18 protein-coding genes are annotated in these 19,539 nt (G+C 43.9%); 6 read left to right on the forward strand and 12 right to left on the reverse strand.

Going from position 1 to position 19,539, the window contains the following annotated elements:
* Positions 1–198: 198 nt before the first annotated feature.
* The 4 genes from ACQEXT_RS12105 (at position 199) to ACQEXT_RS12120 (ending at position 4,597) form a co-directional block, all read left to right on the forward strand.
* Positions 199–639: an ATP-dependent zinc protease family protein gene (locus ACQEXT_RS12105; RefSeq protein WP_269376670.1), complete on the forward strand. Its 441-nt coding sequence runs from the start codon at positions 199–201 to the stop codon at positions 637–639.
* Positions 639–1,544 carry a 30S ribosomal protein S6--L-glutamate ligase gene (gene rimK, locus ACQEXT_RS12110; RefSeq protein WP_426952237.1) on the forward strand — a complete coding sequence of 302 codons (906 nt, stop codon included), beginning with the start codon at positions 639–641 and terminating at the stop codon, positions 1,542–1,544. The genes ACQEXT_RS12105 and rimK overlap by 1 nt, the downstream gene beginning before the upstream one ends.
* Positions 1,504–2,592 (forward strand): succinylglutamate desuccinylase/aspartoacylase family protein, encoded by a 1,089-nt coding sequence (locus ACQEXT_RS12115; protein WP_331416135.1) that lies wholly within the window; start codon positions 1,504–1,506, stop codon positions 2,590–2,592. The genes rimK and ACQEXT_RS12115 overlap by 41 nt, the downstream gene beginning before the upstream one ends.
* A gap of 1,021 nt (positions 2,593–3,613) precedes the next feature.
* Complete coding sequence (locus ACQEXT_RS12120; protein WP_426952239.1) at positions 3,614–4,597, forward strand: hypothetical protein; 984 nt, start codon at positions 3,614–3,616, stop codon at positions 4,595–4,597.
* A 64-nt stretch (positions 4,598–4,661) separates the two neighbouring features.
* On the opposite strand, the gene ACQEXT_RS12125 is transcribed toward ACQEXT_RS12120, so the two are convergent.
* The 3 genes from ACQEXT_RS12125 to ACQEXT_RS12135 all read right to left on the reverse strand — a co-directional run bounded on the left by ACQEXT_RS12125 (position 4,662) and on the right by ACQEXT_RS12135 (position 7,523).
* On the reverse strand, positions 4,662–6,026 hold the full coding sequence (locus ACQEXT_RS12125; protein ID WP_426952240.1) for a sodium-dependent transporter: 1,365 nt from the start codon (positions 6,024–6,026) through the stop codon (positions 4,662–4,664).
* 220 nt (positions 6,027–6,246) lie between these two features.
* A complete protein-coding gene (locus ACQEXT_RS12130) occupies positions 6,247–6,990 on the reverse strand; it encodes a YggN family protein (protein ID WP_269376655.1) in 744 nt (247 codons plus the stop codon).
* A gap of 56 nt (positions 6,991–7,046) precedes the next feature.
* Positions 7,047–7,523, reverse strand: a complete 477-nt coding sequence (locus tag ACQEXT_RS12135) for a GreA/GreB family elongation factor (protein WP_426952241.1) — start codon at positions 7,521–7,523, stop codon at positions 7,047–7,049.
* A gap of 78 nt (positions 7,524–7,601) precedes the next feature.
* On the opposite strand from ACQEXT_RS12135, the gene ACQEXT_RS12140 reads away from it, so the two are divergent.
* The gene (locus tag ACQEXT_RS12140; RefSeq protein WP_426952242.1) at positions 7,602–9,536 is read left to right on the forward strand and encodes a RecQ family ATP-dependent DNA helicase; all 1,935 of its coding nucleotides are present in this window, start codon (positions 7,602–7,604) and stop codon (positions 9,534–9,536) included.
* Here ACQEXT_RS12140 and dinB read toward each other — a convergent pair.
* Positions 9,533–10,624, reverse strand: a complete 1,092-nt coding sequence (dinB, locus tag ACQEXT_RS12145) for a DNA polymerase IV (protein ID WP_331416141.1) — start codon at positions 10,622–10,624, stop codon at positions 9,533–9,535. The two genes, ACQEXT_RS12140 and dinB, sit on opposite strands and share 4 nt — an antisense overlap.
* Before the next feature lie 129 nt (positions 10,625–10,753).
* Here dinB and ACQEXT_RS12150 point away from each other — a divergent pair, with 129 nt between their 5' ends.
* The gene (locus ACQEXT_RS12150; RefSeq protein WP_426952244.1) at positions 10,754–11,998 is read left to right on the forward strand and encodes a GGDEF domain-containing response regulator; all 1,245 of its coding nucleotides are present in this window, start codon (positions 10,754–10,756) and stop codon (positions 11,996–11,998) included.
* A gap of 33 nt (positions 11,999–12,031) precedes the next feature.
* Here ACQEXT_RS12150 and nqrM read toward each other — a convergent pair whose 3' ends face one another.
* The 8 genes from nqrM to ACQEXT_RS12190 all read right to left on the reverse strand — a co-directional run bounded on the left by nqrM (position 12,032) and on the right by ACQEXT_RS12190 (position 19,269).
* Positions 12,032–12,265 carry a (Na+)-NQR maturation NqrM gene (nqrM, locus tag ACQEXT_RS12155; RefSeq protein WP_138973485.1) on the reverse strand — a complete coding sequence of 78 codons (234 nt, stop codon included), beginning with the start codon at positions 12,263–12,265 and terminating at the stop codon, positions 12,032–12,034.
* A 22-nt stretch (positions 12,266–12,287) separates the two neighbouring features.
* Positions 12,288–13,292 carry an FAD:protein FMN transferase gene (locus tag ACQEXT_RS12160; protein WP_426952246.1) on the reverse strand — a complete coding sequence of 335 codons (1,005 nt, stop codon included), beginning with the start codon at positions 13,290–13,292 and terminating at the stop codon, positions 12,288–12,290.
* Positions 13,293–13,424: 132 nt separating this feature from the next.
* Positions 13,425–14,648 (reverse strand): NADH:ubiquinone reductase (Na(+)-transporting) subunit F, encoded by a 1,224-nt coding sequence (gene nqrF / locus ACQEXT_RS12165; protein ID WP_426952248.1) that lies wholly within the window; start codon positions 14,646–14,648, stop codon positions 13,425–13,427.
* Between the two features lie 33 nt (positions 14,649–14,681).
* Positions 14,682–15,278 (reverse strand): NADH:ubiquinone reductase (Na(+)-transporting) subunit E, encoded by a 597-nt coding sequence (gene nqrE / locus ACQEXT_RS12170; RefSeq protein WP_005436652.1) that lies wholly within the window; start codon positions 15,276–15,278, stop codon positions 14,682–14,684.
* A 7-nt stretch (positions 15,279–15,285) separates the two neighbouring features.
* The gene (locus ACQEXT_RS12175; protein WP_426952249.1) at positions 15,286–15,918 is read right to left on the reverse strand and encodes an NADH:ubiquinone reductase (Na(+)-transporting) subunit D; all 633 of its coding nucleotides are present in this window, start codon (positions 15,916–15,918) and stop codon (positions 15,286–15,288) included.
* On the reverse strand, positions 15,918–16,688 hold the full coding sequence (locus ACQEXT_RS12180) for a Na(+)-translocating NADH-quinone reductase subunit C (RefSeq protein WP_426952250.1): 771 nt from the start codon (positions 16,686–16,688) through the stop codon (positions 15,918–15,920). The genes ACQEXT_RS12175 and ACQEXT_RS12180 overlap by 1 nt, the downstream gene beginning before the upstream one ends.
* Positions 16,678–17,922 (reverse strand): NADH:ubiquinone reductase (Na(+)-transporting) subunit B, encoded by a 1,245-nt coding sequence (locus tag ACQEXT_RS12185; protein WP_426952251.1) that lies wholly within the window; start codon positions 17,920–17,922, stop codon positions 16,678–16,680. Before ACQEXT_RS12185 ends, ACQEXT_RS12180 begins: the two co-directional genes overlap by 11 nt.
* A gap of 6 nt (positions 17,923–17,928) precedes the next feature.
* Positions 17,929–19,269, reverse strand: coding sequence for a Na(+)-translocating NADH-quinone reductase subunit A (locus tag ACQEXT_RS12190; protein WP_426952263.1), 1,341 nt, complete (start codon positions 19,267–19,269; stop codon positions 17,929–17,931).
* Between the last annotated feature and the right edge of the window lie 270 nt (positions 19,270–19,539).

Consider the following 19,539-nt stretch of genomic DNA (forward strand, 5'->3'; position numbering starts at 1 on the left):
AGTATAATTTGTTGTGACGGCAATTTTAATTCGTTAGTCACACCATGGCATGGTTGCTACAGTCGCCGTCCTTGAAGCGCCTTAGGGTAAATTCTCATACCCTCTTCAAGCCATATAATCGGTAGTCAACCGCGTTATGTCGGGGATGCTCACTTCATTAGAGTGTCTTAAATTCTCTCTAAATATATTGTTACTGCGATGAAAGAAAAACTATTAGTAGGTTGGCGAGAAACCCTCAGCCTGCCGGGTTTAGGTATTGAAGAAATTAATGCAAAAATTGATACCGGAGCCAGGACCTCATGCTTACACGCATTCAAAGTAGAGAGCTTTAAAAAGGACGAAGCTCTTTGGGTTAGATTCTGGATCCACCCAATGCAACATAACACGGACTTCGAAACTGTATGTGAAGCGAAAGTTATTGATGAACGTATAGTTCGTGATTCGGGCGGACATGAAGAGTCTCGCTATGTTATCGAGTCAGAAATAAAACTTGGCGGAAAAAGTTGGCCAATAGAAATTACTTTAACTAATCGCGAAAATATGGCTTTTCGCATGTTATTAGGTCGAACAGCAATGCATAATCGTATCATCGTCGACCCTGTAGAATCGTTTTTAGTCCCTTTCGAGGAAAACAAATAATGAAAATTGGTATTCTGTCTCGCAACTCGACTCTTTACTCAACGAAGCGTCTAATTGAAGCGGCAAAAATCCGTGGTCACGAAGTAAAAGTGATTGATGCGCTGCGTTGTTATATGAATATCAACTCAGACAAACCAGAGATTCACTTTAAGGGTGAAGAGCTATCTGGCTTTGATGCTATTATTCCTCGAATTGGTGCTTCAGTTACATTTTATGGCACTGCGGTATTACGTCAGTTTGAGATGATGGGCGTATATCCAGTTAACGAATCGGTCGCAATCACTCGCTCGCGTGACAAATTGCGTTCGATGCAGCTACTATCACGTAGAGGCATTGGTATGCCTATTACTGGCTTTGCAAGCAAACCTGACGATGTAAAAGACCTTTTAGACATGGTTGGTGGTGCTCCAGTAGTGATAAAGCTACTTGAAGGTACTCAAGGTATTGGTGTTGTTTTAGCTGAAACTCGTAAAGCGGCGGAAAGTGTTATTGAAGCCTTTATGGGTCTTAAAGCAAACATCATGGTGCAAGAGTACATAAAAGAAGCCGGCGGTGCTGACATTCGCTGTTTCGTCATTGGCGATAAAGTGATTGCGTCTATGAAACGTCAAGGTGCAGAGGGTGAGTTCCGCTCCAACCTACATCGTGGTGGTAGCGCATCATTAGTAAAAATCACCCCAACTGAGCGCCGTACAGCAGTTGCAGCCGCTAAAATTATGGGTCTAAATGTGGCCGGTGTGGATCTATTAAGATCAGATCGCGGTCCATTAGTCATGGAAGTAAACTCATCTCCAGGTCTTGAAGGTATTGAGACCGCAACTGGTAAAGACATTGCTGGAATGATTGTCGAATTCATAGAGAAAAATGCGGCAAGTAAAAGGACTAAAACTCGTGGCAAAGGCTAAAATAAATAGCGTTTTTGAATTTCTCGGTGAGTCTATCTCACCGGGAGAACGTAAGGTCATAGAGTTAGATGCAGCAAGACTTTATACCCACTCGCCACTATCAATTCCGGTTGAGGTCATCAACGGCAAGCTAGCAGGACCAGTACTGATGGTTAATGCGGCGATCCACGGTGATGAACTCAACGGCGTTGAAATCGTAAGACAACTGATTAACACCATTGATGTTAACAAGCTAAAAGGAACACTCATTGCTGTGCCTATAGTTAACGTTTTTGGTTTTATTCACAAATCACGTTATTTACCTGATAGACGAGATTTAAATCGCTGCTTCCCTGGTAGTGAAAAAGGTTCACTCGCATCACGTATGGCCTACACATTTTTCTCTCAGGTAGCCAAACGTTGTGACTACATACTCGACCTCCACACCGGTGCCATCCATCGAACCAACTTACCTCAACTGCGTGCCGACTTGAGCAATCCTGAAACGCTTCGCATTGCTCAGGCATTTGCCACTCCAGTGATCATTGATGCTCCTCTACGAGATGGCTCTTTACGCAGTGAGGCTGAACGTCTGGGTATCCCTGTTCTTACCTATGAAGCAGGCGAAGCATTACGCTTCGAGCCAATCTGTATCAGTGCTGGATTTATTGGAGTTCAGCGAGTAATGCAGGCTATCGGTATGCTACGCTCAACTCGCAAAAAGCTGCCAACACACGTTATTGCCAAGTCAACCAGTTGGCTGCGTGCGGAAAGTGACGGCATTCTTCGCACTGTGGTGACTCTGGGCGAGAAAGTCGAAAAAGGGCAAGTATTGGCATACATCAGTGCTCCACTAGGACACAGTGAAATCGAACTCATCGCCCGTAAAGGCGGTATTGTTATCGGTCAACAAACACTGCCGCTGGTCAATGAAGGTGATGCCATATTCAACCTAGCCTACTTTGAACAAGATGACGAAGAAGTGGAACAAGTGGTAGAGGAATTCATTGAGAAAGTGAATGATCTGGATGTTGACCCTCTAACAACGGGTCAAATCTCCACGTCATAATTGACTAAGTATCTCAGTCTGTCTACTAGGACTGAGATACTTGTTAGCATCGCCCCCCTATCTTGGTCCAACATCAAATGGACCTTTACAGGTTTCCAACCAAATTTTTAGCCAAATCATTATTATGTTTTTCCATAATGACGTTGTTAGGCGAAACCGTTGCTGACGCGAGTTGTAAATACGCTAACACTGACACTTGCGATACCAGAAAATAGCGCAATGAATAATAGTAAAAACCTACCCATAATTAGTCCTTAAAATTACTCCAGCCTAAGATCGAAAATAATGATGCGTTTTCGAAATTAGTAGTTAGCACATTCATATGATTTTAATATAGCTTTCAAACAAATTGCTTTAGTAAGCATTATTATTAGTGACATTGACTCATAACCAAGCTAAGAATCTAATTAGAGTAATCAACTACATACTGAGTTTCAGCCATACCTAGTCCTGTAAGCTTGATTTAGTTCCATCGATTTAAGCAACAAAGCCATTTTCACTCTCTATCCAAGTGAACATTTGTAATACCCTCCTTAGGAATGGGAAATTACCTTACACAACCCAACCAATTATCTTATTAAAAAAGAGAATAAACACAATTCAAACCAAGAAACAATCCTATAGGGATTAAGTTTATTATCAAAAACAACAATTTATTAATTGATCCCTATTCACATTAGAAAATAAAAACAACATCAATTTAAAAAAGCACTAATTAATAAATTAAATAATGACTAAAATAAACAACCATCAATTAAGTAAATAATAATTGTAAAATTGGCATTATAACCAATAACCATCCTCTTCATCAGTTTACGAAATAACAATTAAGATCAAAGGACAATTATGGACATAATAAAACTACGCAACCACAGGCCAAATTGTAAAACACAAACTCATCTGGTCGCCACAGCAAATCACATATGACACAGCAATTTGCACGCGTCTTAATTAGTCATTGGTATTTGGAGTCGGCAAGTAATTTTCATATGACTTAGCTACCCACTACAAGAGAAAAATAATGAAGCAGTTCATCCTACTATTATTTATTAGTGTTTGTTCTAGCTGGGTACACGCCAGCGAAGTAACGATACAAAACAGGCAAGACATCATGCTTACAGGCATGATCGATCAAGAAATTGCCACCAACTTTGATTCATCTTCAACCTTTCGATCTATCTATTGGCAGACACGTTCTGGCACTATCGTATCGAGTAAGCCTTACTATATCGCCAACAATTCACACTTATCTTCAGTCAGATTTTGTGTGCGTAAAGGCTACCGAGCCCCTGAGTGTTCCGACTATTACAGAACTGCTAGTCCGGCAGGTAGAAACATTCAGGCTAACTCAGGGAATGTTACCGACACCATCAACGGTGGAGAGGACCTAAACGTAGGCGATACATTCTGGGCAACAAGTGAGTTTACTATTTTACAAGGCCAGTTTTCGTTCCTGTACCATCAAGTTGAAGACCAAGACGGTAACGTTTTAAGGGCCAAATTCTCTAATAGTGTAGTGAGCACCCTAAATGGTATCTCTCTGCCCACTGGTACAGATTCTGTGCGCTCTTGCTCGATAGGCGGTTTTGCCCATGGCTTCCCAATATATGTCTCAAACTGCTCTCGGTCCGTAGCGGTTATATACGGGCCAACTCAGCCTGTTTATGAGACGTATCGCCACATGTACTACACACAATGGGGGCCATTCTACAACCGTCAGCAAGGAAGGAATGCATGTTCCAATTCAACCTACGCAGGTTACTCCGACTGGCGACTCATCAGATCGAATGAACGCCCGATGACAAGACCACTAAGACGTGCAAGAGAAGCGCCATATAATCTCTACTACACCGGTTACTCCGAGGTAGGATTTGGCATGGCTGATGATGTGTTTTTTAAATGGAAATACTGGTGGCCAGGAAAAATGATGGAACTCCGCTTTGCTTGGTTTTGGCAATGGTTCCCAATCACCTATCAGACCGCCGTTTGTATCAGATCGAAGTAACGGTGGCGTGACTCACTAACGTAGCCCGCATTACGCGGGCTACGTTAACAAATTGAGCTTTGCTTTAACCAAATGATGCCCAAATGACCGTGGCAACTAAAACTGGGCACACGAACTTCACGTACGCTGGCCATAGCTTGCCGAACCAGCCTTGAGTAAATTCAGGGCAGCCTTGCTCTAACTCTTTAATCTTAGAGTGACGATTCCACACCCAGCCACCAAACAAACAGAACAACAGCGCTGCGGCAGGTTGCAAGTATTGAGTCGCCACCGTTGCTACCGCCCCAAACATAGCGCCAAAATTGTAAACAATAACAATACTGAACAGAGCGATAAGCCCAGCTAAAACCCAGCTTGTTGTCTTGCGTTTGGTGTTGAAGCGCTCACTCACTAACGCCACCGGACATTCCAACATAGAAATTGAAGATGTTAACGCAGCAATCGTCAGCAATAGGAAAAACACAATTGAAAACAGCTGGCCAAGCAGACCTAAGCTATCAAACATCAAAGGTAGAACCGTGAATACTAAGGTATCAGAACTGAGCAAAGAACCATCTTCAGCATAAATCTGCACACCTTTTTGCATTGCGACAAACATCGCAGGCATCACGACCAGTCCGGCAATAAACGCCACGGCTGTATCAACTAAGGTGACATTCATCGCCATCTTTGGCAGGTTTTCTTTCTTGCTGAGGTAAGAACCATAAATCAGCATTGAACAGCCACCAATAGTCAGTGAAAAGAACCCTTGCCCCATTGCCGCTAGAATCAACTTACGATCCATCACCTTCTCAAAATCTGGGATCAGGTAATGCTTTAAACCTTCCATCGCACCATTTTGCGTCATGATATAGATAAACAGCAGACCAAATAAAATGAACAGAGCCGGCATCAAGCGTGTCGACCACTTTTCAATCCCCTGCTTCACTCCACCTTGAACGATTAATACGGTTAGAACATAGAATGCAATCGTACCGAACAAATTGCGCTCTACGCTAAATCCCTTAAACCAAGCGGTTGCCTGCTCAAACCCCAGAACGTCGGTTATTGCTCCCAGTAAAAAGCAAATTAGCCAACCGCCTACAATGCTATAGAATGCCAATACCGCACTTGGCACACTCAATCCAATCCAGCCTACCGTTGCCCCTACTTTTTTACCTAAAGGGTTGCTAGTAAGTGAGCGCATACTATCTACCGGATTTGCCTGACCATATCGACCGATTGCCATTTCAACGACCAACATGGGAAATGCAACCACTAGAATCATCACTAGGTAAACTAGCAGAAATGCACCACCACCATTGCTCGCGGCTTGCGTAGGGAAGCCCCAAATGTTGCCAAGACCTACCGCTGCGCCTGCCGCAGCAAGAATGAAACCGAGACGAGAACCAAAATGCTCACGTGTTTGTGTGTTATTTGTTTGAGCCATACAACCTATTTGCACCAATGAACTAGCTAACTAGTACACAAGTATAAAACACTAGCCAAAACTAAACAATCAACACACACGGGCAGTTCTCAGCGCATTTACAACAAATCAGCCTCAAATGAGCAAAAATCAAACAACAATTCACTATTCCAGTGCTCAAGACATAAAAAAGCGCCATACAGGCGCTCTTTATTCAATACAATCGAAAAAGTAAATCGGATTAGATGGTGAAGATTTGGTAATCCTTCAATTGCGGGATCTTATCGTGAAGTTGCTGCTCTTGTTCAGCCATTTGATCAAGAGAATCACAAAAGTCTTCACTTTGTTGCTCAACTTCAGCCGCATGCTCGGCAAGACGTTTAGCGACTCGTTCTTTAAGTTCCGCCATTGAGTTGGCCATTTCAGTTAAGTTCAGCCCACCCTCTGCCTTCATTTTCGCTGACATTGCATCAAAGGCACTCGTAATGAACTCTTCATTAAACAGTGCTTTGGCTTTTTCTAAATCTTCAGCCCATGTTTCATTTAGCGATCCAAAGCTTTCGGCAGGTAAAACCAAATCACCATTCTTGTAGTATCGAGCTTCAATATCGGCATAAAACTGCTTCATAGCCTCTTTGACGCTATCAAACGCCTCTGGCGCGTCAAAGCTCTCTGCCACATCATCAACAATATCATTCGCGAGTGCTAAGCCATCTTGGGCGATTTGCTTCGCTCTAGGCAAATAGTCATTAATATTCTCTCGATATTGGGCAATAGCTTGTTTCTGGCTATCATCCAACTCAATCTTTTCACCATGAATAGTTAGGCCATTGTCTGCATCGACAACCGCGGTTTCACCACCAACTTGGTGAATTTCAATTCTCTCACCATTCAAGTGAATTTCGTTTTTTAAGTCAACTTTACACTGTGCAGCATAAACTTGGCTGGAAAGTAATAAAGGTAATGTCAGTAATACTTTTTTCATTGTTACCTCTCGAGCAGTTATTGATGCCTACCATAGCAGAAATCGTTTGATGTTTGTCAGCTTATGGTTTCAATCTCGTAACAATGTTCTACACCGGCAACCTTGTAAGTCACTTCCTCTCCAACTTTCTTGGACTTGAGAGCCTGACCTAATGGCGAATCAAACGTTACTAATGTGACACTCTCATCGTCGATTGACACTTTTAAACCACCCGCACATGGTGAGATAAAAAAGCGTTTGATCTGATCGTCATCGTCCAGTAATGAAATCACACATCCAAGTACCACTTTTTCGGGCTCGATAGGCAAAACAAGTTCTTTCATCACGCGAATTTCTTGTTCACATTCCTGTAAGCGCATTGCCTGACCATGGGCAAGATAAGATGCTTCAAGGGCTAAAGTGTCATACTTATGCTCAGGAACCGTTTCTTCGTCCGTCGCCGATTCAATTGCCCTTTGAACTGAGCTTTGCCCGATTTGCCATTTTTGTTCTAGCAAATCCAGAATAATGCGTTTTAGTTCCAACTTATTCATACTAAAACCATGTTCCAATCATTTTAATGCCCTTAGAATAGAGCTCATTGCCCTTTAAAGATACTGGAATCAAGTATTATGTTTAGCCCCAACCAAGAATTCGATCTTCAGCAGACACTCCATCACACCTTTGGTTTCGAATCACTTCGTACAGGGCAGCAAGCGGTTATCGAAAAAGTGATGCAAGGGCAATCATGTGCAGCAATTTTCCCTACCGGTTCAGGCAAATCTCTCTGTTATCAACTTCCCGCTGTCGTCTTGCCTCATCTGACCTTGGTGGTTTCTCCTCTGCTGGCATTGATGAAGGATCAGCTCGCCTTCCTAAGCAGCAAACAAATTCCCGCGGCATCCATTGACTCTAGCCAAACCCGTGAAGAGTCCTTACAGATCATGAATCAGGTAAAACAAGGACATACCAAGGTTTTGATGATATCTGTCGAAAGGCTGAAGAATGAACGCTTTAGGCAGTTTATTTCCCAAGTACCTATATCTTTGCTGGTCGTCGATGAGGCTCACTGTATCTCTGAGTGGGGCCACAATTTCCGCCCGGACTACCTCAAACTGCCGCACTACCTGAAAGAATTAAATATACCTCAAGTCCTATTGCTTACCGCGACAGCCACACAAACGGTTATCGAAGATATGCAGAGCAAGTTCTCCATTGAACCTGATGATGTTGTTGTCACTGGCTTTTATCGTCCTAATCTCGATATTTCTGTCTCACCATGCCTGGACGAAAACAAGCCTGAAGCGTTACTGAGTTTAATTAAATCAAACTACAAACTGCCCACCATTGTCTATGTGACCCTGCAAAATACCGCCGAGCAGGTTGCCCGCCTACTGGCTGATAATAACCTTAACGTCAGTGCCTATCATGCAGGTATGGGCAATGAAACGCGTGAGCAGATTCAAAATCAATTTATGCAGGGGCAGCTAGATTGTATTGTCGCAACCATCGCTTTTGGAATGGGAGTGGACAAATCTGATATTCGCCGAGTCATTCACTTCGATCTGCCTAAATCCATCGAAAACTATGCGCAAGAAATAGGTCGAGCAGGACGAGACGGGCATCCGTCCCAATGCGTATTACTCGCGAACCAAAATAGTATCAGCACCTTAGAGAACTTTATTTTTGGCGACACGCCTGAGACAAGCGAAATAGAGTTTGTCCTCAAACAAGCGATTGACTCATCTCCTCAATGGGAAGTCGTGCTCAGCAGACTCTCGACAGAAAGCAATATTCGTCAGCTTCCTTTGAAAACGTTATTAGTGTACATGGAAATGGAAGGTGTCATCGAGTCACAATACAGCTATTTCGCAGACTATCGTTTTAAGTTTCTCACCGATAAACAAAACATTGTCAATCATTTTGATCCACAACGTCGTGAGTTTATTAGCGCACTATTTAACTGTTCACCCCAAGCTCGCACTTGGTGTCAGGTCGATTTTGAGACCTTATGGCAAGAGTTCCAAGGCGATCGTTCAAGAGCCATAGCCGCACTCAACTATTTCAACGAGAAAGGCTGGATAGAGCTAGAAAGTAAACTGATGACTGAGGTCTATCGAGTTTCGTCAAAAGCCAACACTACCGCTGAACTCGCTGAGAAACTATCCTCTCTGTTTAAAAATAAAGAAACCAATGATGTGAATCGTATTCGCGAACTGCTGGATTTCTTTGAATCAGGTCAATGCCTTAGTGCAAGGTTGGCCAAGTATTTTGGCGATAAACACGCACCTTCCAATTGTAACCACTGTAGTGTCTGTCGTGGCGAAGTCGCACTCTTACCCAAGTTAGTACAACGCGAGACGGATCAACAACAAGTTCGTGAATGGTTGGTTCAATTGGAAACCAAAGCTCGTGCGCCTTTGTCGCTCAATCTAAGAACGAAATTTCTTTGTGGGATCACTACACCTGTATTTACCAAGATCAAAGCACGCTCTTTAGCTGGGTTTGGTCAACTTGAAGCCATCCCCTTCAGTGAGGTTAGGCTGTGGGTAGAAAGCCTAGATTAAAAAAAACTCAGTTGTTTACTCTGTTCCTCGGGTTTAAGCATCACGCTTAGACCCAGTAATCGGATTTCTCGATCTTGTTGACGTTTAAGAATGTCATGCAATAGCTGTTTAAAATATTCCAACTCCAACTGCGAGTGAATATGTTCTATCGTCGTTAATTGAAAATCAGCAAATTTAACTTTAATCCCCTGCTTGATGATCGCCTTGTCTGGCGATGCTCTTTCTAGCCTTTGTTCTAATTCAGGAAATAACTTGTCTTCTATGACACGCCAACATTCATCATATGAAAAAATATTTTCGGCAAATGTACGCTCGACCCCAACCGATTTTCTTTCCCTTTCAACCACGACTTCACGATCATCAACACCATGGCTCTTGTTCCACAACGAGGCTCCAAGCCGGCCGAACTTGAGTAGTAAATCGCGATAGTCACTGTTTTTGACGTCTTGCCCTACATACAACCCAGCTTGATGGAGTTTTTCCAGACTCACTTTGCCAACCCCCGGAATTTTCTCTAACGGCAAATTGTCTATCTCACTTTGAACTCTATCCGGAGGAATCACATACTGACCATTGGGCTTATTCATATCGGAAGCAATCTTGGCGAGAAACTTTACTGGCGCGATACCCGCAGATGCCGTTAGCTGTAGCTCATTCCAAATATCACTACGAATAGCTTCAGCAATCAGGGTTGCCGAGCCTTTATGTAAAGGGCAATCCGTCACATCGAGGTACGCTTCATCAAGAGACAGGGGCTCAATAAGTGCTGTGTAACGCGAAAAGATAGCGTGGATCTGTTTTGAAACCGCTTTGTAGATCTGCATTCTTCCCGGTACGACAAGTAACTGAGGGCATAACTGCAATGCTCTAGAGGTTGGCATTGCACTGCGGATGCCGAACTTTCTCGCTTCATAATTGCAGGTACTTAACACGCCACGTTGTTTTTCATGCCCCCCAACGGCGAGTGGCCGTCCACGATATGAAGGGTTATCACGCATTTCCACTGCCGCGTAAAAACAATCCATGTCTATATGTATGATTTTTCGCGTTTTCTTATCCACTTTCGATGACCGGAATAGACTGTACATATAAACAGTATAATAAATCACATATATATATCAAAGTACAAATTATCTGCAAATTTGTCCTGTTCGACACTCGCAAGTTTGTTGGATGCAGTTATTATTAATTCTATAGGTAACAAAAGAGGCACCGCTTTGAACAATAAAGTCTTGGTTGTAGAGGATAGTCGCGCTTACCAAAATTTCTTAAAACAGCAGCTCACTACTTTAGGCTGTCATGTCTGCTGTGCAGAATCTTTTGCACAGGCCGAAGAGTTATTGCAACGGCACAAGGAGTTTCGCTTCGCTGTTCTTGATTACTGCCTACCCGATGCCCAAGATGGTGAGGTTATTGACCTTGTCCTCTCATACCAGCAAAAAGTCATCGTATTAACAGCGACCTTTAACGACCAAGCACGCGAACGATTTATTGCAAAGGGGGTTCTGGACTACATATTGAAAGACAGCATGGCATCCATCTCCTATCTACTTCCTCTAGCTAAACGGCTTATTAATAACAGCAAACACCATGCCCTCATTGTTGATGACTCAGCGACAGTCCGACGCCATGTGACACAGTTGCTCGAACATCAGTACATTCGCACCACGCAGGCGGAAAACGGTCAAGTTGCACTCGAAAAACTGCAAAGCTGTTCCGATATCACCTTTGTTATCACTGATCACGACATGCCGGTTAAAGATGGCATATCCATGACTCGTGAAATGCGCCAGATGTACGATAAGAACCAACTCGCCATCATAGGGCTATCTGGCAACGAATCGAAAACCCTTACCGCCCAGTTTCTAAAAGCGGGAGCGAATGACTTTCTCACCAAGCCATTTAATCAAGAAGAGTTTTACTGTCGGGTTCACCAGTTGCTTGATATGAAGGAAGCAACCGATGAGTTACACAAACTCGCTAATCAAGACGTTCTCACTGGGTTGTGGAATCGAAGATTTCTCTTTAGTCAGGCTTGCTCTGGTTGTCAGCTACGTAACATTGCAATGATTGATATCGACCTATTCAAACAGGTCAATGACAATTATGGTCATGACGGGGGCGATGCTGCTCTTAAAACAGTCGCAAATATCCTGAAGATATATTTTCCTGATGATATCGTGGTGCGTTTTGGTGGTGAAGAGTTTTGTATTCAATCATGCACGCCATACGATGATTTCATCAATCGCATTGAAAACATGAGACAACGTGTCGAGAAAACCCCCGTAAAGCATAATGGAAATATCATACTTGTTACTGTCAGCATAGGCATAAGTAGTATCAGTGGGGACATTCATGACCAAATTAAGATCGCTGATGATCGCTTATATGTGGCGAAGAAGCTGGGACGTAACCGAACTATTTTCACCGACGAAATGTTAAAAAAAACACCAGTCGAGTGACTGGTGTTTGTGTTTTGTATTAACAGGACGGGACTAAGCGATGCGGTCTTTTTCCCATGCGGCTAGCTTTTCTTGACGGGCCGCCTCACGTGCTTCACGCTTCTTACGTGCATCACATGGTTCAGGACAATTACATACCTTTTCGATACCAACCGCACCTAAGCCACCACAGCTACCTTTAACAACTTTCTTCTGAATGATATAGCCTATGGACATCGCTGCAATCACGGCCATAAACACACCAAATGTAATCAAAAATGTACTCATAATGACATGCTCGCTCGAGTTATTATTTATTCGTATAAGGCTTATAGGCAGAAGAGGCTAGTTCTTTAAAGCCCTCTTCCGTTTTGACGATCATAAGCACAGGAATGTTGTTTTCTTCAGCAATCTGCATGCCTTTATCTTCGCCTAATACCATCAGTCCAGTCGCTAACCCATCCGCCGTCATAGACGATTGGTCAAGAACCGTTACCGATACAACCTTATGGCTAATCGGCTTACCCGTTTCTGGATTGATAATGTGTGAGTATCGAATTCCGTCATGCTCGAAGTAGTTACGGTAATCGCCGGATGTGGCAACAGCCATATCGCCTGGCTCAATAATGTCTTGAATCGTACGCTCTTCAACCGATGGTTTTTCAATGGCAATTCGCCACGCAACACCTTCACGGTTCAAGCCTTTTAGGCGCATTTCACCACCTACTTCAACCATATAATTCTGAATACCTTGCGACTGGATGTAATCAGCAACAACATCGACACCCCAACCTTTTGCAATTGTAGACAAATCTACATACAAGTTAGGAATATTTTTCACTAAAGCATCACCATTCACACTCAGATGCTGGATGCCCGTCATTGCTTTACGCGCCGCGAGCTCTTCAGTTGTTGGAACAACCTCCGGTCTGCCTTCTGGGCCAAAACCCCATAGGTTGACGAGTGGACCAACAGTGACGTCCAATGCACCTAAAGTAAGACCGTTAAGTCGAATCGCTTCTTTCACCACTGTCGCTGTTTGAGGTGAAACGGCAAATGCTTCAGATGACTGACTCTGGTTAAAGCGACTCAACTCTGAATCTTTGCGGTATGTCGACATTTGATCGTTAACTTCTTCAAGCAAACGATCAATTTCTTTCTGAAGAGCTTCTGGTGTTGGCTGCCCTTGTGCTGAAATGTATTTAATATTGTATGTCGTGCCCATCGTTGGGCCACTTAGATGGATCTGCTCAGCTGATTTTTCACAACCAGCTAGTACTAACAGAGAAGCAAATGCAACAAGCCACTTTTTCACTTGTTAGACTCCTGTATATTGAGGAACGGGAATAGCACATACGTTGAGATATAACGTATCGACTATTACCACTCTAAAACAACAATGGCTGGCTCGATTGAGCCAGCCATAAATTACAACTACTTAGGTAGATTAACCACCGAAGTCATCTAGAAGAATGTTTTCATCTTCCACACCTAGATCTTTCAGCATACCGATTACGGCTGCGTTCATCATAGGCGGACCACACATGTAGTATTCACAATCTTCAGGAGCGTCATGATCCCTTAGGTAGTTTTCGTACAATACGTTGTGGATGAAGCCGGTGTAACCATCCCAGTTATCTTCTGGCATTGGATCAGATAGAGCACAGTGCCATACGAAGTTGTCATTTTCTGCTTGTAGGCCATCGAAATCTTCTACGTAGAACATTTCACGCTTAGAGCGCGCACCGTACCAGAACGACATCTTACGAGTAGACTTAAGACGCTTAAGCTGGTCGAAGATATGTGAACGCATTGGCGCCATACCCGCACCACCACCGATGAAGACCATCTCGTTGTCTGTATCTTTCGCAAAGAACTCACCAAATGGACCAGAAATAGTACACTTGTCGCCTTCTTTTAGAGACCAGATGAACGAAGACATGATACCTGGTGGTACATCAGGATTATTAGGCGGCGGCGTAGCGATACGCACGTTCAGCATAATAATGCCTTCTTCTTCAGGGTAGTTAGCCATTGAGTAAGCACGAATTGTCTCTTCGTTTACCTTAGACTCGTAGCGGAACAGGTTGAATTTGTCCCAGTCTTCACGGTATTCCTCTGGAATATCGTAATCAGCGTATTTAACGTGGTGAGCAGGTGCTTCAATCTGGATGTAACCACCAGCACGGAAAGGTACTGATTCGCCATCTGGAATTTGCAGCTTAAGCTCTTTGATGAATGTCGCTTTGTTATCGTTAGAGATAACTGTACATTCCCACTTCTTAACACCGAAGATCTCTTCAGGTAGCTCGATGTCCATGTCAGTTTTCATTGCAACCTGACACGCTAGACGCTCACCTTCGCGCGCTTCACCTTTAGTAATATGGTCAAGCTCGGTTGGTAGAATGTCACCACCGCCTGATTTAATTTTTACGCGACACTGACCACATGAGCCACCGCCACCACAAGCAGAAGATACGAATACACCAGCACCTGCTAGAGCACCCAGAAGCTTACCGCCTGGCTGAGTAACGATCGCCAAAGAAGGGTCATCGTTCACAGAAATTGTAATGTCACCTGTTGGTACAAGCTTAGACTTAGCGAAAAGAATCACTAGAACTAGAGCCAGTACGATCAGAGTAAACATCACGACACCAAGAATAATGTCCATTGACTATTCCTTAATTGTTGCGGTTTACCCGACTTACAGTTGAACACCAGAGAAAGACATAAAGCCTAACGCCATAAGACCTACAGTGATGAACGTGATACCTAGACCACGTAGACCAGGAGGTACGTCCGAATACTTCATCTTCTCACGGATACCTGCAAGCGCAACGATTGCTAGCATCCAACCCACACCAGAGCCAAAGCCGTAAACAACAGATTCAGCAAAGTTGTAGTCACGCTGCACCATGAAAGATACACCACCGAAGATCGCACAGTTTACTGTGATCAGCGGTAGGAAGATGCCAAGCGCGTTGTACAGAGGCGGGAAGAAACGGTCTAGAACCATCTCTAGAATCTGTACGAGTGCCGCAATTACACCGATAAAGGTGATGAAGTTAAGGAAGCTAAGATCCACACCTTCAACTAAAGCGTTCTCTTTAAGTACTAGGTTGTAAACTAGATTGTTTACCGGTACAGCAATGGTTAGTACTACGACTACCGCTACACCTAGACCAAATGAGGTCTTAACTTTCTTAGATACCGCAAGAAACGTACACATACCTAAGAAGAAAGACAGTGCCATGTTTTCGATGAAAATCGATTTAACTAGCAGACTAATGTAATGTTCCATGACGTCCTTACTCCTTCGCTTCTACTTGTTCAGGCTTGAGTATACGAATCGCCCAAATCATAAAGCCGATTAGGAAGAATGCAGATGGTGCTAATAGCATCAGACCGTTTGGCTGGTACCAACCACCATTGCTCACTAGAGGAAGTACTTCCATACCGAACAGTTTGCCAGAGCCAAACAGTTCACGGAAGAAACCAACAGTGATAAGAACGAAACCGTAACCAAGACCGTTACCAATACCATCGATCAGTGATGGAACTGGAGCAGACTTCATTGCGAATGCTTCAGCACGACCCATTACGATACAGTTAGTGATAATCAGACCTACGAATACAGATAGCTGTTTAGAGATATCGTATAGGTAAGCTTTTAGCACTTGGTCTACCACGATTACTAATGATGCGATGATCGCCATCTGAACGATGATACGTACGCTGTTAGGAATGTGGTTACGGATTAGAGATACACAGAAGTTAGACAGAGCAGTTACGAAGGTTACCGCTAGTGTCATAACAAATGCAGTCTCTAGCTTAGTTGTTACTGCAAGAGCAGAACAAACACCGAGAACCTGAAGCGCGATTGGGTTGTTATCCAATACAGGCGCTAGAATGCTCTTTTTAATGTTTTGTGCACTAGACATTAGTTCAGACCTCCGTCACGAACTTTTGCTAGGAATGGACCAAAGCCCATGTCGCCTAACCAGAAGTCAAATGTGTGTTGAACACCGTTACTAGTTAGTGTTGCACCTGATAGGCCATCGACACCGTGCTCAGAACCTGCTGGTGCACCACCTTTAACCACTTTAATCGCTGGCTTGTGGTTGTCATCAAACAACTTCTTGCCTACGAATTGAGCACGCCAAGATGGGTTTTCAACTTCACCACCTAGTCCAGGAGTTTCACCCTGCTCGTAGTATGTGATACCTGATACGGTGTTACCGTCAGTTTCAACAGCAACAAATGCATACATCATTGACCACAGGCCGTTACCGTGAACAGGTAAAATAACCTTAGATACTGCGTTGCCATCTTTAACTAGGTAAACAACACCTGTGTTAGCACGACGTAAGATCTTAGCTTTGTCGTCTTGAGCTGAAAGCTTAATCGACTCTGCTGGATCTTTCGCTGCTTTACGTTGATCGTAAGTCGCAGCGTCGCCATCAACAAACTCACCTGTTTCAAAGTTAACTAGGCGCGGCTCGATGAACTCAGCAAACAGCTCAGGTATTTTTTTACCTTGCGCTTCAATGCCTGCAACTTCAACGATCTTAGTTTGCTTATCTAGTACAGCGTTAGCTTTTTGCTTGTCGCGTAGACCCACGGCTGCTGTTGATACGATGATTGAACAAACAAGGCTCAACCCGATAACAACACCCAGCGTCTTTTTAATGCTGTCGTTATTACTTGCCATAGCGTGCTTGTCTCCGCTTGATGTTCTTCTCGATAACTACATGGTCGAACAGAGGTGCAAACAAGTTCGCAAATAGAATCGCCAGCATCATACCTTCTGGGTATGCAGGGTTAACTACACGAATCATTACACACATCGCGCCGATCAATGCGCCGTACCACCATTTACCTTTGTTAGTAAATGAAGCCGATACTGGGTCGGTTGCCATAAAGAACATACCGAATGCAAAACCACCTAGAACTAGGTGCCAGTGCCATGGCATGTTGAACATTGGGTTAGTATCAGAACCGATTACATTGAACAGAGTTGCTGTTGCAATCATACCAATCATTACACCCGCAATGATGCGCCATGAAGCAATTCTCATGTAAACGATCATCGCTGCACCGATCATAAGTGCTAGTGTTGATACTTCACCAATTGAACCTGGGATGTTACCGATGAAAGCATCCATCCAAGTAATTGGAGCACCTGTTACTGCATTAACTAGAGCGCCGTTACCACCTTGTGCCCATTGGCTTAGTGCAGTTGCACCGGAGAAGCCATCAGCTGCAGTCCATACTACGTCACCTGAGATTTGCGCAGGGTAGGCGAAGAACAGGAACGCACGGCCAGCAAGTGCTGGGTTAAGGAAGTTACGACCTGTACCACCAAAGATCTCTTTAGCAACAACAACACCGAAGGTAATACCTAGTGCAGCTTGCCATAGAGGTAATGTTGGTGGAACGATAAGTGCAAATAGAATAGAAGTAACAAAGAAACCTTCGTTAACTTCATGCTTACGCACCATACAGAACAGTACTTCCCAGAAGCCACCAACGATAAATACCGTTGCATAGATAGGTAGGAAGTAAGTTGCACCAAGAATCATCTTACTGCCAACGCCAGCATCAGCGGCCAATGTGCCACCTAGCATTTCCGTTAGCCAGTAGTGCCAGTTACCAGCAACAACTGCTGCTAGCTGATCACCAGCGTACATGTGATTTAGTGCTGCGATAGCTTGGCCACCCGCGTTGTACATACCCCAGAACATTGCTGGGAATACCGCGAACCAAACCATGATCATGATGCGTTTTAGGTCAACGCTGTCACGAACGTGCGAGCTTTTTTTCGTCACTAGACCTGGCGTGTAGAACAGAGTCGCTGCTGCTTCGTAAAGCGCAAACCACTTCTCATGTTTACCACCTGGTTCAAAGTGATGCTCGATGTCTTCAATAAACTTTTTAAGACCCATGAAAAATTACCCTTCCTTCTCAATGATATCTAGGCATTCACGAAGTAACGCACCGTACTCGTATTTACCAGGACACACAAAGGTACACAATGCTAAGTCTTCTTCGTCTAGTTCAAGAGCACCCAGTGCAATAGCACTGTCAGTATCACCTGCACAAAGATCACGAAGTAGCAGAGTTGGCTCCATATCAAGAGGCATTACGCGTTCGTAGTTGCCAATTGGAACCATTGAACGATCACTACCATTCGTCGTCGTTGTCATATTAAACAACTGACCTTTGAAGATGTGACCTAGGAACGAGCGAGTAACCGAGAACTTATTCTTACCAGGCGTAGCCCAACCGAACAGTTCTTTTTCACGGCCTTCACGTAATACAGAAACCTGTACGTGGTAACGACCAAGGTAAGCGTGAGGACCAGTTGCATGAGTACCTGTAAGTACTGAACCAGAAATCACACGAACTTCACCTGGCATTAACTCGCTATCTGTAATGTCTTCAAGGCTTGCGCCAATAGACGTACGAACTAGACGAGGGTTATTTACCACTGGGCCAGCCAGAGAAATAACACGGTCAGTGTAAAGTTCACCAGTTAGGAACAACTTACCAAACGCAATAACGTCTTGGTAGTTGATACTCCACGCCACATTTTCTGCATTTACTGGGTATAGGAAATGCATGTGGGTGCCAGCCAGACCAGCTGGGTGAGGGCCATCAAATACATGCTCTTCAACATTAGATTGAGAAGAACGAGGAAGACTTGTACCAGATTTACATACGTAAACCTTGCCATCAGTCAGTGTTGAAAGCACATCTAAACCAGCAACAAATGCTTCTTGTTGTTCATTGATGATCAACTCAGGCTGAGCCGCCAATGGATTGGTATCCATAGCAGTTACGAAAATAGCCTTCGTAGAAGATTCGATTGCAGGTACCTTGCTGAACGGACGAGTACGTAAAGCAGTCCAAAGACCTGAATCAACAAGCTGAGTTTTAACCGCTTCACGGTCAAGACCTGCTAGTTGGTCAGCTTCAAACTTATCGAATGTCACCTGCTCTTCGCCTGCAACTTCAATCACAACAGACTGAAGTACACGCTTAGCGCCACGGTTAACCTCGATCACTTTACCAGCTGCTGGTGAAGTAAATTTCACTCCCGGATTCTTCTTATCTTCAAAAAGAACTTGAGCTTTCTTTACTTCATCGCCTACGCGGACATGCATAGTAGGACGCATGCCGACGTACTCTTCGCCAAGCAAGGCGACTTTTTTGATGGTCTTACCATCATTAATCACCTGGGTAGGAGTTCCTGCGATAGGCAGGTCCAAACCCTTCTTTATTGTAATCATACGCACTTGCACTACTTTTATCGGGAAAAAGATTCTTTGATTGCGTAACTTTTAGACACGACACTAGTGTCCGGTTTCGGCGCTGTTTTAAACACCAAAATCGCAACATCCTATTAATAATCTCGTCACAAGAAATCGGCGAGATTTATCAGGTGCGATAGTCTAGCATCTTTTGGGAAGTTGATGCCATGACCAATGCAGGGAATAAGGTACATATTTCGAAGGAATTGAGTTTAAAAGGCTAAGGAATAGTCATAAGTTTGAGCCATC

Origin of the sequence: Vibrio sp. TRT 29B02 (assembly GCF_050113655.1) — a bacterium.
GTDB lineage: Bacteria > Pseudomonadota > Gammaproteobacteria > Enterobacterales > Vibrionaceae > Vibrio.